At 33.8% G+C, this 14863-nt stretch carries 12 protein-coding genes; 3 read left to right on the forward strand and 9 right to left on the reverse strand.

Features of this window, described 5'->3' with window-relative positions:
• Nucleotides 1-267: 267 nt before the first annotated feature.
• From AB674_RS03610 to AB674_RS03640, 7 genes are all read right to left on the reverse strand, one after another.
• On the reverse strand, nucleotides 268-1788 hold the full coding sequence (locus tag AB674_RS03610) for a sensor histidine kinase (RefSeq protein WP_047773957.1): 1521 nt from the start codon (nucleotides 1786-1788) through the stop codon (nucleotides 268-270).
• A gap of 154 nt (nucleotides 1789-1942) precedes the next feature.
• Complete coding sequence (xerD, locus tag AB674_RS03615) at nucleotides 1943-2839, reverse strand: site-specific tyrosine recombinase XerD (RefSeq protein ID WP_047773959.1); 897 nt, start codon at nucleotides 2837-2839, stop codon at nucleotides 1943-1945.
• A gap of 77 nt (nucleotides 2840-2916) precedes the next feature.
• Nucleotides 2917-4464 carry a hypothetical protein gene (locus AB674_RS03620; protein WP_053004187.1) on the reverse strand — a complete coding sequence of 516 codons (1548 nt, stop codon included), beginning with the start codon at nucleotides 4462-4464 and terminating at the stop codon, nucleotides 2917-2919.
• Nucleotides 4465-4901: 437 nt separating this feature from the next.
• Nucleotides 4902-5480, reverse strand: coding sequence for a porin family protein (locus AB674_RS03625; protein ID WP_047773960.1), 579 nt, complete (start codon nucleotides 5478-5480; stop codon nucleotides 4902-4904).
• Between the two features lie 268 nt (nucleotides 5481-5748).
• Nucleotides 5749-6357, reverse strand: a complete 609-nt coding sequence (locus AB674_RS03630; RefSeq protein WP_047773963.1) for a porin family protein — start codon at nucleotides 6355-6357, stop codon at nucleotides 5749-5751.
• Between the two features lie 212 nt (nucleotides 6358-6569).
• Entirely contained in the window at nucleotides 6570-7178 is a 609-nt protein-coding gene (locus AB674_RS03635; RefSeq protein WP_047773964.1) for a porin family protein, read from the reverse strand.
• A gap of 122 nt (nucleotides 7179-7300) precedes the next feature.
• Nucleotides 7301-7900, reverse strand: a complete 600-nt coding sequence (locus AB674_RS03640) for a porin family protein (protein ID WP_047773966.1) — start codon at nucleotides 7898-7900, stop codon at nucleotides 7301-7303.
• Between the two features lie 457 nt (nucleotides 7901-8357).
• Between AB674_RS03640 and AB674_RS03645 the strand changes: the two genes are divergently transcribed.
• From AB674_RS03645 to AB674_RS03655, 3 genes are all read left to right on the forward strand, one after another.
• Nucleotides 8358-8918 carry a porin family protein gene (locus AB674_RS03645; RefSeq protein WP_047773968.1) on the forward strand — a complete coding sequence of 187 codons (561 nt, stop codon included), beginning with the start codon at nucleotides 8358-8360 and terminating at the stop codon, nucleotides 8916-8918.
• Nucleotides 8919-9055: 137 nt separating this feature from the next.
• On the forward strand, nucleotides 9056-9469 hold the full coding sequence (gene aroQ, locus AB674_RS03650) for a type II 3-dehydroquinate dehydratase (RefSeq protein ID WP_047773970.1): 414 nt from the start codon (nucleotides 9056-9058) through the stop codon (nucleotides 9467-9469).
• A gap of 71 nt (nucleotides 9470-9540) precedes the next feature.
• Nucleotides 9541-12030 (forward strand): DUF5686 and carboxypeptidase regulatory-like domain-containing protein, encoded by a 2490-nt coding sequence (locus tag AB674_RS03655; protein ID WP_047773971.1) that lies wholly within the window; start codon nucleotides 9541-9543, stop codon nucleotides 12028-12030.
• Nucleotides 12031-12308: 278 nt separating this feature from the next.
• Here AB674_RS03655 and AB674_RS03660 read toward each other — a convergent pair whose 3' ends face one another.
• Both AB674_RS03660 and murA read right to left on the reverse strand, forming a co-directional pair.
• Nucleotides 12309-13184 carry a cation diffusion facilitator family transporter gene (locus tag AB674_RS03660; protein WP_047773973.1) on the reverse strand — a complete coding sequence of 292 codons (876 nt, stop codon included), beginning with the start codon at nucleotides 13182-13184 and terminating at the stop codon, nucleotides 12309-12311.
• Between the two features lie 14 nt (nucleotides 13185-13198).
• Nucleotides 13199-14512, reverse strand: coding sequence for a UDP-N-acetylglucosamine 1-carboxyvinyltransferase (murA, locus tag AB674_RS03665; protein WP_047773975.1), 1314 nt, complete (start codon nucleotides 14510-14512; stop codon nucleotides 13199-13201).
• Nucleotides 14513-14863 lie beyond the last annotated feature (351 nt).

Consider the following 14863-nt stretch of genomic DNA (forward strand, 5'->3'; position numbering starts at 1 on the left):
ACGACATAATCCGTGGAGTGAAGCTCAACTGTATCGTTTCAGCAAACGGAGATCCTTCGTTCCTCAGGATGACAAACTGTACGGAGTTTCTTGTGTGATTACCGGTGCCTCAGTATGACAAAAAAAGCATCTCTAAATTCTTTAATTATTTAAACAATTTATCACCCACAAGCCCCACATAGTTCTCGTTTAAAATTGGAATTTGGAATTTAAAATATTGGAATTTAAACCCCAACTTGGCCTCAGCTATCCCAAATCACCTAAACCTCATATATCATTAAATACAATTTTAAAGCTTGTCCCTACTCCTACTTCACTTTCAACAGAGATAGAGCCTTTCATCGCTTCAATTTGATTTCGGGTAATATACAATCCAATTCCGCGTGCTTCGCGATGTTTGTGAAAGGTTTTATACATTCCGAATAAGAGATCACCATAAACGTTCAAATCAATCCCTAAACCGTTATCGGTAATCTTAAGTGATTTAAAACCGTCCGGTTCAATTGCAAAATCAAAAATAATAACGGGGTCGCGATCGGGGTGCGCGTACTTTATAGCGTTTGTTGTGAAATTCAATAACACACTTTCCAGATAAGCCGGATTAAAATTGATGCTCACGTATTTGGGAACATTATTTACAATCGAAACATTTTTTTGTCTGTCATGCCCTCTAATGGTAAAAATCGTTTTTTCAATATATTCACTTAACCTCAAAGGAACCACAATGATATTGATATTACTTTGTGTTTTTACAATCTGGGTCAGATTAGAAATAGTTTCATTCAGATCATTGGAAACGGTTCTTAAATGCTCTAACATTTCGTCAACAGTTTGTTTGTTAACATCCGCATCGATAAAGTCTAATATCGATTTTATATTCCCGGCCTGCGTATTTAGATTATGCGAAACAATATGAGAAAAATTCAGCAATCGGCTATTCTGATCACTGTATAATTTCATTGTTTTTATAAGATCCAGTTCTTTTTCTTTTTGCGAAGAGACATCAGTATGCGTTCCGATCACACGCAAAGGTTTCCCATTCTCATCGCGCTTGATTACCTTTCCTCTGTCAAGTATCCATTTATAATTACCGCTGGACGTCATGACACGATGGTAATTTTCGTAATAGGGAATTTTATTCTCAAAATGATCCTTAATATCTGAATAATACTTAGGAAGATCATCGGGATGCACGATTTTATCCCAACGTTCCGGATCATCAAAAATATCGGTTGACTCCAGCTCTAAAATTTTCAATGACAAGGAAGAATAAAAAACACGGTTGGTCACCATGTCCCAATCCCAAATACCTGCAGTTGAAGCCTCCAAAGCAAACTGAAAACGCTCCTCAGAAATACGAAGATTCTCTTCTTTCTCTTTTAGATCTGTAATGTCAGAAATATGGCCAAAGAAAGCAACACCACCATCTGCAGCTAGTTCGGTTTTAGAAGAAACCTTAAACCAGCGCAATCCTTTTTTAGGCAAGACTGCTCTAAATTCAATCTCCCAAGGCTTTATCTCTTTTCTTGCTTTTACCAAAGACGTAAAAAACAATTCTTTGTCCTGAGCAAATATCCTATCGTAAATAATTAACTTAATATCATTAGTAAAATCACTAGCGGTAAGTTCAAAAATAGCATCCGCAGACTTACTGACAAGTGGAAAAGAATATTTATTATCGCCATCAATAATAAATTGAAAAAGTAAATCCGGCATCTCTGCAAACAGCTTTCTGTAAAAATTATTTACCTCTAAGCAATCCTCACTTCCATACAAATCAAAAACCATATATTACTTATTTTATTTAATTTGAACTCCCTACACCCTATTCAAGATAAAAAAGTAAGAAAATAACCCTATATTTTCCTGTATGTAAAATATATACCCAATATATTAAAATTTAAAAAGAAAAACGACAGTTGATCACAATTATTATTCGAAATTATTTTCGGGGATGAAAAGAGTGTATCACTTCTTTCAGAAAACTTCTGTCTAAATGAACGTAAATCTCAGTAGTTGTAATTGACTCATGTCCAAGCATTAACTGAATAGATCTTAAGTCAGCTCCATTTTCGAGCAAATGGGTTGCAAAGGAATGACGCAAAGTATGCGGACTAATATTTTTATTCAGATTTACTTTTACGGCCAGATCTTTTATAATAGCAAAAATCATGGAGCGCGTTAGCTGACTTCCTCTGCGGTTTAAAAACAAAGTATCTTCGTAACCTTTTTTTATATTTAATGTATTTCTAATGCTGCTTTGATACATGCGGATGTACTTTTCAGTAAACTTACCAATCGGAACAAAACGCTCTTTATTTCCTTTTCCGGTGATTTTAACAAAACCCTCCTCAAAATACAAATCAGAGATCTTAAGTGACACCAATTCCGAAACCCGGAGTCCACAGCCGTATAAAGTCTCTAAAATAGCACGGTTTCTTTCTCCTTCATTTGAACTCAGATCTATAGCCGCAATTAAGGCATCTATCTCCGTAACAGACAAGGTATCCGGTAATTTCCGTCCCGTTTTTGGGGCTTCAATTAATTCTAACGGGCTGTCTTTTCTGTAATCTTCAAATACTAAATAATTGAAAAAACTTTTCAAACCAGAAATAATTCGGGCCTGAGACCTTGGATTCACTTCTTTTGAAACGTCATAAATAAACTGCTGTACGGTTTCGTCTGTGATTTTCAATGGCGAAACTTCAATACCATTCGTCTCTAAAAAAAGACACAATCGTCCGATATCAAAACCATAATTTTCAATTGTATTTTTAGACAATCCTCTTTCGATTCGCAAATACGATTGATAATCTTTTATGTAGGTATTCCAATTCATACGTGCAAAGTAAAACATTTTTGGGTATAAAAAAACCTTCCCGGTTAGGGGAAGGTCCATTTATAAAAAACCGAACTCTACTGAACCCTAGTCGGTTCAATTGCTATAGAATACAACCCAGAACTATATTCTCTAGTTTGATAAACTCCAGGACTTGATTCGTTAACAATAATATTATCTGCAAAATTCACAATAACATCACCTAACAAATCATTTCCTTGTGTGAACGTTCTCTGAACTGTACTCGTCGTTATAGTCTTAAGACTAGACCCATATTTTAAACCTACTTTTGTAAGAGTACCAAAAGCAGCATCGATACTAAAATTAGTCGCAAACTCGACACTTCTTGTATCAGTTAAAACAATAGTTTCTGTTAAATCGACCTCTTCAACGTTAATCTTAATAGTAGATGCGTATTGATCAAGATCCCAATTAAAAATTGGGATATTCAAATGTATCGTCTTGATACTATTTATTTTACGATGATAAACATCCCTTCTATTCCATCCCTTCTCAGCCTTTACAAAAGTAAAATCAAATAAATCTCCCAATGGCACATTGAAATATTTTACTATTTCACTTCCTATTCCATTTTTACCATTAACTATTATTCTAATTTTAAACTCAAAACTTCCCTTACTCCAGTTTGAAATTGTAAAGTCGCCAGCCATATTATCCGCTAATGCTTTTTCTGCTATCACTGGATCTCCTGTTTGATCCGCAAGTGAATTAAAAGCTGCGGTAGGATCTCCTAATAATGTAAATGATTTTACAGTTTCTTGGAAATCATACTTGAAAGGCCCTTTAGTTGTCGTTGGTGTGATACCATAATAAATGAAATCTCTATGCCAACCATCAGCAGTAGCATACATATTATAAGCATTAATAATTTTTGCATCTAAAGCAACTGAAGATATGTTACGTGAAGTTTCTTTCTTAGCATTTTTAGATTTATCAAAACAATCATCAATAAATTTAAACTCTATACCACTAGCATTTCTCAAAGACCTAGTTTTTAACTTACCGAATCCCTTGTTCCTTGAGACAACAACCCTTTCATTGTCTTTAATAACAATTACAGGAAAACTAGGAATCTCCTTCGCTTTGATTATATCCTCAGTTCCATCTTCATTTATAATCGGCACATCATTACTTGTTGTTAATGCAATAGCAACTTTAGGTATCTGCTTTTCTGTATCCCAAATACTAGCAGAAAACGAATTTTCAGGTAATTCAGGAACAAAAAATGTAAGCGCAGGATTACTTACTTCAATTAAATTCAATAAAGCTTCACTTCCCAAATTTTTAAGTATAATCTCCCTTACAGTAATATTACCCTCCAATCTTTCATCCTTTATCATTTGGTACAAAACCTCATAATCATTATCAAACATTTCTAAAGATTTATTCTTTATCAAATCTCTCAACGCTTTACTCTCGGCTAAGGATTTAACCAAAGACTTACCAAATTCTCTTTTCAAATTTGAATTTGAATCATATAATTTCTCAACACTTGCTTTACTAGCTTCATCACTTGACATCTCCGAGCTATTATCTTTTTCACAACTTGACAAGACTAATAAACAAAAAGAAAACACAACAGACATTTTAAGGCTGTTCATCATAATATAAAATTTTTAATGTTAATTTAAACACAAAATAAAGTAAATACTTTCAAAAATACTATTTGCTTTTATAAGAAAAAAAACAGTCTTAAAGCCCTAACCTACTGAATTTACACATATGCCTGAGAAACAGAAACTCAACATTTATTTGAGAATTTATAAAGATTATAAAAAAACTTCATAAATACATTTAGATAAAATTCAAATCAATAGCCTTTCTATAAATTCTGAAATCATACACATATAAACTTTGTCATTAAACCAAATCTAACTTTCCTAAATTTGATAAATCACACATTAAAAATCATAACTAATACCAAAATACTCTTCACCTATTCGCCTTACTTTATAGATTAATAAATATTCTCCAAGCTTTAACTTCCAAAAAAAAACCTTCCCGGTTAAGGGAAGGTTTTAACTTGTATTATTTTAATTTACTAGAATTTATAACCTAAAGACAATGCAAGAACGCTGTTCTTAGGGCTGTCAAAATACTCTTCCGCATCTTCAACATCGTAATCCCCAATATTTGACAAACCTACCGTATAACGAAGATTCACAAAAACATTATCTGTAAAGTGATATCCTGCTCCAAAATTAAAACCTAAATCTATTGATTTATAAGAATCCTTTGCGTTATAGCTATCATATTTTGCAGATGTCAAAAACCCAATTTGCGGACCAGCTTCAACAGTGAACTGTTTAGTTATAAAAAACTTAGCCAAAACAGGAACATTAATATAATTCAGTTTCGCATCGATATCAGAATTCCCAAAAGACTCTAATTTTGCTCCTTGTGTAGAAAACAAAACCTCGGGCTGTATGGCCAATCTCTCTATAATTTTAATCTCAGCAAAACCACCAACGTGGAAACCTACTAAAGATTTAGCATCCCAATAATTTCCTCCGGCAAAGGTTGAAACATTAAGACCTCCCTTTACTCCAAATCTGGTTTTCTGCGCATTTACAAATCCAAATGCCAAAATCGCAACCAATGTTAAAACAATTTTTTTCATTTTTTATTTTGTTAAAGTTTAGACCGCAAACGTATAAAACGCATGTTAAAATTCCTAATAAAAGAATTCAAAAAGCGATTCGCAAATATACTTCAAAACCAGACCAAATATCTTGCATCATATTGATTTAAAAGGCATTAATCTTACTCATTTCATTAAATAAGTAAGTATACAAAGAACAATATCTGTTAAAAATTTAACAACTAAAATCTTTCAAAATAATTTAATAAATAAAAAAAAACTTCCTGAATCAGGAAGTTTTTAACTTTTAGAATTTGTAACCTACAGATAATAAATAAACACTGTTATAAATTTTATTGCCATCAAGGCTTTTTCCATAAGAAGTGAGGCTTAAATTATATCGAAACCCAACAGATAGATCCTTAGTAAAATCATATCCAGCGCCAAGATTCACTCCTAAATCTAAATCATCATAGGAACTTTTCACATCGTCATTTCCTGAAAAAGTACCATTCTCACTTGTCACTTCCCACTTAGATTTAGCCCCTAATAAAAATCTAATCTGAGGACCTGCCTCAATACTAAATTTATCAACAACATAAAACTTAGCCATAACCGGAATATTTAAATAAACTAAACTTGATTTCTCTTTACTTCTAAACCCAAATCCAGAGCCAGATATTTCAGTACACCTACCTTGAGTAGATAACAAAAGTTCAGGTTGAATGGCAAATTTATCCGAAATTTTAATCTCTGCAAACCCTCCAACTTGAAATCCAACTCTTGATGTTGATTGAGTACCATATCCGTTTATTGATGTAAGATTAACACCCCCTTTAATACCAATTCTGGTTTCTTGTGCATTCGAAAATGCGAACGTAATTACTGCCACAGCAGTTAACATTAATTTTTTCATTTATTGTTTTATTCAAATTTCAAAGCGCGAATATAGTAGTAACCCTGTTATAAAATGATTTGTATTTGAAGGAATAAAGCGGTAGTGACAGCAAAAATCAACATTCTAAAACCATCCAACCGATTAAAAAACGGCAACAAAAACCCTCCAAATAACTACCCCAAAAAAAGCCTTCCTGAAACGAGAAGCCTTTTGCGATTTAAAAATAGTTGTTAAAATTTATATCCAGCTGATACTGATAAAACTCTATTATACATTTCATAATTACGCATGTTCTCTCCAAGATTCGAACAACCAATATTATAGCGAATTCCAATAGAAAGATCTTCGGTGAAATCATATCCGGCACCAAAGTTTACACCTAAATCTACGGCCCTAAGATAACGCTTCAAATCTTCCTCTCCCGATACTCTATTACCATAACTCGTAATTTCTGATGTAGCTCTTGCTCTTGCTAAAAATCCAATTTGAGGACCAGCCTCAATACTAAATTTATCAACCACATAAAACCTGGCCATTATCGGAATATTTAAATACATTAAATTTATTCTTTTTTCAATTTTATACTCATTGTCAGGCTTAACTATTTCAGTGTGCACACCTTGAGTAGAAAACAAAAGTTCAGGTTGAATAGCGAATCTATCCGTAATTTTAATCTCTAAAAAGCCACCAGCCTGAAATCCAACTCTTGAAGTTGCTCCTTCTGCATCCCCGGTTAATGTAGCAATATTAATACCTCCTTTAATACCAGCTCTGGTTTCTTGTGCATTCGAAAATGCGAACGTAATTACTGCCACAGCAGTTAACATTAATTTTTTCATTTAATTTCTTTTTTGTTCAAATTCCAAAGTGCAACTATAGAATTATCACTACTAAAAAATAATTTTGAACCATAAAAAAACCTCCCTGAATCAGGGAGGTTTTGCTATTTTTCAACTATAAATTAGAATTTGTATCCTACAGATAAAGCTAAAACACTGTTTCTAATAGCGATGCTAGGTACATCAAAACCTTCAAATTCTGCATCACCTTTTGGAGTCTTAGCAACACTTGACAAACCAGCTGTGTAACGAACACCAACAGAAAGATCTTCTGTAAAGTTGTATCCAGCTCCAACATTGAAACCGAAATCTACTGATTTGTAAAAATCTTTAGCATTTTCTCCATCTGCTTTTGCAGATAACAAAACCCCTAATTGAGGACCTGCCTCAACACTAAATTCCTCAGTTACATAGTACTTAGCTAATACTGGAATATTTAAGTAACTTAAGTTAACATCATATTTATCAGTCTCTTCAAAGAAAGTCTGTTTTACTTTTGCTCCTTGAGCAGAATATAAAAGCTCTGGTTGAATTGCAAATTTGTCGCTTAATTTAATTTCTGCGAAACCACCAACATGGAAACCTACCATAGATGAAGCACCTTCGTAATCACCAGTTAAATTAGCAAGGTTAGCTCCACCTTTAACACCAAATCTAGTTTCTTGTGCATTAGAAAATGCGAAAGCCATTACTGCAACAGCAGTTAAAATAATTTTTTTCATTCTACTTTACTTTTTATTTGAATTATAGAGGACAAATATAAAAGCATACTTGTTAAAAAATAATTTGTTTTTTAACAAATAAAGACTTAATAAGACTAAAAAACCTGTTAAAAAAAGCCAATATTTGACACATCCGTAATTTTTAAACTTACAAGCCTATATCATAAATTAGTAAGTTTTTACCTCTATTCTATCCTGTCCCCTATAAATAAAACTTAAAAATTATATTACAAAAAAGCGATAGCAAGCAAATAACAGGCCTTAAAAAAAATGTTTTTTTAGCGAAAGTAAATGTTTAACCTTTAGACAATTGAATCATTATTTCAATCAAAAAAAAGATGAAAATTTGAAAAAACATGCGAATTATAGTAATTATTTAATCTAAAATATAATACAATAAAATACTAATTCTGTAGTTTTGACCTATAAAACAACTTTAATTCTAAAAAACAATTTTATGAAAAAGATACTTTTAGCAGCAGTATTGTTCCTAGCTACAACAGCAACAATTCAGGCACAATTTTTACAACTTGGGGTTAAAGCGGGGGTTAATTTCGCAAACCAAACAGGAGGTACCTCTATTGACGCAGGAGGATTTGACAAAGAAGGAATTACAAGCTACCATGCAGGTGTTGTTGCAGAGCTAAAAATCCTTGATAGCTTTTCTATTCAACCCGAACTTTTGTATTCTACGCAAGGTGCAACTTACAAAAATGCTGTTTCAGAGTTTAAAAACGAATTAGGTTATTTATCTATACCTGTGATGGCTAAATTCTATGTAGGTAAATCTTTTAGTATTGAAGCTGGTCCGCAAGCATCATTCTTATTAAGCGAAAAAAATGATTTTGATGTAAAAAATGCAGAAACATTTGATTTCGCACTTAATGCAGGACTTGGATTTAAAATTACTAAAAGTCTTTTTGTTCAAGGACGTTACAGCCTAGGTTTGACTGAAGCTTCAAAAAATGCAGATATTAAAAACTCAACTGTACAATTATCAGCAGGATTTATGTTCTAAAAATAATATCACATACTTTTACCAAAACCGCTCTATTAATTGGAGCGGTTTTTTTATTTTTACCACTCTTGTAAAATGTTTTTTGTGAAATGTGAAATGGCTTCCCTAAAACACCTTAATTAATTTAAAATCAACTTATGAAAATCTGCATTGTTAACGGACCCAATTTGAATCTTTTAGGAAAAAGAGAACCGGAAGTTTACGGAAGTCAAACTTTTGAAGCATATTTTGAAACACTGCAGGAAAAATATCCTAACATTGAACTTTCTTATTATCAAAGTAACATTGAAGGGGAACTGATTGGCAAAATCCAGGAATGTGGTTTCACATTTGACGGGATTATTTTAAATGCCGGAGCTTATACCCACACCTCTATCGGTTTAGGTGATGCTATGAAAGCAGTTACCACACCTGTTATTGAAGTTCATATCTCAAACACCTACGCTCGTGAAAGTTTCAGACATCAATCGTATTTATCCGGAAATGCTAAGGGTGTCATTTTAGGCTTTGGTTTAAAAAGTTATGAGCTGGCAATTCAGTCCTTTTTGTAATACTCTATTTAACAAATCTTTAATAGACTCTCTTTTAAGTTCTCCTATTTTTGCAGGATAACCAACTTTTTATGAGAAACTATACTTTATTAGCCTTTTTACTTTTTTCTCTTTCCAACTTTGCTCAAATCAAAGGAACTATTACCGATGAAAAAGGAAACCCACTACCCTTTGTTTCTGTTTTTGAGGAAAACACGTATACCGGCACCACTTCAAACGAGCAGGGAAAATACCAACTTACTGTAAAAGACATTGGCAAAAACAAAATTACTTTTCAGTACTTAGGTTTTAAAACCCAAAAAATCACCGTTTCACCTGACACCAAAACCATTGTTCTGGATGTAAAAATGCAAGAAGAAAATTTTGTTTTAAATGAGGTCGTCATCGACCCTAAAAACAATCCTGCCAATGCCATAATCCGAAGTGCCATTGCAAACAAAAAAGAAAACTCCCAAAAAACAGCACGGTATACCGCCGATTTTTACTCAAAGGGAATGTTTAAAATTAAAGATTTACCTAAAAAAATCTTAGGTCAAAAAATAGATCTTGGCGCAGATATGGCCTCCAATCTGGACTCTACCGGAACCGGAATTTTGTACTTATCCGAAACCGTTTCCAAAATCACTTTTGAAAAGCCGGACAAATTGAAGGAGAAAATTATTGCTTCTAAAATCTCCGGAAACAACAGAGGTTACAGCTACAATACAGCCGCTTTATCTACTTATGATTTTTACGATAATACTTTAGATTTTGATGTAAAATTAATTTCTCCATTGGCCGATAATGCTTTCAATTATTACAAATACAAATTAGAAGGAACTTTTTTTGATTCCAATAACCAGGAAATAAACAAAATAAAAGTAATCCCAAAACGGGATAAAGAACCTGTTTTTGAAGGCTACATTTACATTGTTGATGATAGTTTTGCCCTGTATGCAGTAGATTTTGATATAAAAGGATATCGAATGAAAAATGAACTTACCGAAATTATGACTTTAAAACAAAGCTTTAGTTATCATTCGAAAAATAAAATATGGTCCAAAAATGCCCAAACTTTATCGTTTAAGGCTGGTATCTTTGGCATCAAATTTTCTGCCCATTTCAACTATATTTACTCCAATTATGATTTTCCGGATTCTTTTGCAAAGAAAACATTTGGGAACGAAATTGTAGCTTTTGAGGCCAACGCCAACAAAAAAGACAACGCTTTTTGGAATGAGATTCGTCCTATTCCGTTAACAATTGAAGAGAGCAATGATTACACCAAAAAAGACAGTATTCAAACCATCAGAAAATCGCAGAAATACACCGATTCTGTAGATTCAAAAAACAATAAATTTAAAGTCTTAGATGTATTAACAGGTTACAATTACAAGAATACCTTCAAGCAACATTCTTTTACCTACGATGGTTTATTAGACATTTCTTCCTTAAGTTTTAATACCGTTCAGGGTTTTAATTTCGATACCGGTTTTTCTTTTAAAAAATGGGATGAGGAAAAAGGAAAAAGCACTCTGATAAAAACTACTTTTAATTATGGTTTTTCAGACGAACGTTTCCGCGCTACAGCTCAATTTCACCATAAATTCAACAACACAAATTTTGCTACAATCAGTGCTTCGGGAGGAACAAAAGCAGTACAGTTTAATGGCGCGGAACCTATCTCTAAAATTGTAAATTCTGTCAGTTCCTTGTTTTTTAAAGACAACTACATGAAACTCTACAATCTGGAATTTGCTCAAATTAACTATTCGCAAAATGTTGCAAACGGCATCACTTTGAATGCTAAAATGGCCTATGAACAGCGAAAACCACTTTTTAATACTACCGACTATTCTTTCTTTAAAAGAGATGATATGTACTCTTCTAATAATCCTTTGGCGCCAAATGATTTTGATACCCCTGCTTTCAATCAGCATCATGTACTCAAAACCAGCCTAACCACGCAAATTAATTTTGGAAACAAATACATTTCAAGACCCAACGCAAGATTCAATGTTAAAAACGACAAATACCCAACACTGTATTTAACTTATGAAAAAGCCTTTGCGGCAAGCGAGAAAAACTATGAATTTGACCGAATCGCAGCTTTGGTACAATACGATTTAGCATTAGCCAATAAAGGGTTACTGGGAACGAGTTTCAGAGCAGGGAAATTCTTTAATGCAGAAAATATTTCTTTTATAGATTACAAACATTTTAACGGAAATCAGACGCATATTGGAACAGCTGATCGCTATCTAAATGTTTTCAATTTAATGCCGTATTATGCAAACAGTACTAACGACAGTTATTTTGAAAGTCATTTAGAATACAATGACACCGGATTTATCATGAATAAAATTCCATTATTGAATCTATTAAAATCAACCTTGAATTTAGGTTTCCACTCCCTGGCGATTCCGGATCGAAAGCCTTATACCGAATTTACCGTTGGTTTAGATAATCTGGGATTTGGCAAATTCAAATTATTCAGAGTAGATTATGTACATTCGTATCAAGGCGGCATCCAACAAAACGGAGTTGTTTTTGGATTGAAAATTTTGAATGTGTTGGATTAGCAAGAAGTGACTAAGGTGCTAAGGTTCTGAGCGGCTAAGTTTTTGAATTGCATTGCGGTTCTCGACTTCGCTCGAACTGACTAAATGGATTGGGAACTGAGCAATCGAAAGGTTTTACCTTTCATTACTTTAGAAATAGAAATTTTCTTTCTTTAAAAGCGCAAAAAAGTAGTGACATCCCACAAGTAACAACATAAAAAAATCCGCTTATTCTTTCAAAGAACAAGCGGATTTTTTTATACTTAAAACCTCAGCATCTTAGTCACTTAGCACCTTTCCTAATGATAGTCATCTGGCTCAATATGGATTAAAACATTTCCTAATTGAGGAATTACTTCTTTAAGAGTATCTTGTAATTTATGTGATAACTCGTGTCCTTCTTTTACCGAAATTTTTGCCGACACTATAGCATGAAGATCAACATGGTATTGCATTCCTGCTTTTCTGATAAAACATTTTTCTGTTCCTAAAATGCCGTCAACTGTCAAAGAAGTGATGCGAATTTCTTCTACCAAATCGGCGTTTAGATTTTCGTCCATGATTTCACCAAGAGCGGGTCTGAAAATTTTATAGCTATTGTATAAGATGAAGAAAGCAGCAAAAAGTGCCGCCCAGTCATCGGCAGATTCATAACCTTTCCCCATAATCAAGGCAATTGAAATTCCGACAAATGCCGCAATAGAAGTTATAGCATCACTGCGATGATGCCAGGCATCTGCCGCCAGAGAGGAACTATTGGTTTGTTTACTGCGTTTCATTACCAATCGGAATGAATATTCCTTCCAGATAATAATCAGGCCTAAAATATACAAGGTCCATGATTTTGGTAAATCGTGTGGGGTTTGAATATTAGCAATGCTTTCGTACCCAATAATCGTTGCGGAAGTAATTAAAAATCCAACTACCAAAAAGGTAATCAGAGGTTCGGCACGACCATGTCCGTAAGGGTGATTTTCATCAGCCGGTTTACTTGAATATTTGATTCCGAATAACACCAAACAAGACGAAAATATATCCGTTGTTGATTCGATCGCATCGGCAATCAAGGCATAAGAATTGCCAAAAAAACCTGCCAATCCTTTTACAAGGGCAAGGCAGGTGTTTCCAGCTATACTAAAATAAGTAGCTTTTATAGCTTTTTGTTCATTCGTCATTTGAGATTTTTTAACTATGCTCTCACGATTTTTGCTCCAATAGCTCTTAAACGCTCGTCGATACGCTCGTATCCACGGTCGATTTGTTCTATATTTTGAATTGTACTTGTACCTTTTGCAGATAAAGCAGCAATTAACAATGAGATTCCCGCACGAATATCCGGAGATGACATTGTTGTAGCTTTAAGTTGAGATTCAAAATTATGTCCCATCACCACCGCTCTGTGCGGATCACATAACATAATTTTCGCTCCCATATCAATCAATTTATCAACGAAAAACAAACGGCTTTCGAACATTTTTTGGTGAATCAAAACATCGCCCTTAGCTTGTGTTGCCACCACCAAAACGATACTCAATAAGTCAGGCGTAAATCCTGGCCATGGTGCATCAGCAATAGTTAAGATAGAACCGTCAATGTCAGTTTTTACTTCGTACCCATTTGTATGAGCAGGAATGTAAATATCATCGCCACGTTTTTCGATTGTAATTCCTAATTTTCTGAATGTGTTCGGGATCAAACCTAAATTTTCCCAGCTTACATTTTTGATTGTAATTTCGCTTTTTGTCATAGCTGCAAGACCAATCCAAGAACCGATTTCAATCATATCCGGAAGAATTCTGTGTTCACAACCACCAAGGCTTTCAACACCTTCGATAGTCAGTAAATTAGAACCAACTCCTGTGATTTTAGCTCCCATCGAATTCAACATTTTACATAACTGTTGCAAGTAAGGCTCGCAAGCAGCATTATAAACTGTTGTTACTCCTTTTGCTAAAACTGCTGCCATTACAATGTTTGCAGTTCCTGTTACGGAAGCCTCATCAAGTAACATATCCGTTCCTGTAAGACCTCCTTCCGGAGATTCTACACCATAAAAGTGATCTTCTCTGTTGTATCTGAATTTTGCTCCAAGGTTAATAAAACCTTCAAAGTGTGTATCTAATCTGCGACGACCAATTTTATCTCCTCCCGGTTTTGGAATATATCCTCTTCCGAAACGAGCCAATAACGGCCCAACAATCATGATAGAACCACGAAGTGCTCCACCCTCTTTCTTAAAAGCTTCTGTTTCTAAATATCCAACATTTACCTCATCTGCCTGGAATGTAATAGAACCTGGTTCGTTTCTTTGAATTTTCACCCCTAAATTCCCCAACAAAGTGATTAATTTATTGATATCGATAATATCCGGAATGTTATTAATTCTTACCTTTTCTCCTGTTAGAAGCACTGCACATAAAATTTGTAATGCCTCATTTTTTGCTCCTTGCGGAGTGATTTCTCCTTTTAAAGGTATTCCTCCTTCGATTTTAAAAATTCCCATATTCTTTTTTTAGGTTCTGAGGTTCTAAGGTTCTGAGGCACTAAGCTTCTGAAAAAAATCAGGATCTTAGTCTCTTAGCAACTTAGCCGTTTTTTTTATTATTGTTTTTTTTTAAAGGTTCTAAGATTCTAAGGCTCTGAGGTTCTGAGTTTACATTCAAACAAAATCTCAGGAACTTAGTAACTTAGCTTCTTAGCCACTTTTTCTATTGTTTTCTTTTAAAGGTTCTAAGATTCTAAGGCTCTGAGGTCCTGAGTTTACATTCAAACAAAATCTCAGCAACTTAGTAACTTAGCCTCTTAGCAACTTTTTTTATTATTCTTTTTTAAAGGCTCTAAGGCTCTGAGTTCA

It is taken from the genome of Flavobacterium sp. ABG (genome assembly GCF_001027725.1).
In the GTDB taxonomy this organism is placed as follows: Bacteria; Bacteroidota; Bacteroidia; order Flavobacteriales; family Flavobacteriaceae; genus Flavobacterium; species Flavobacterium cupriresistens.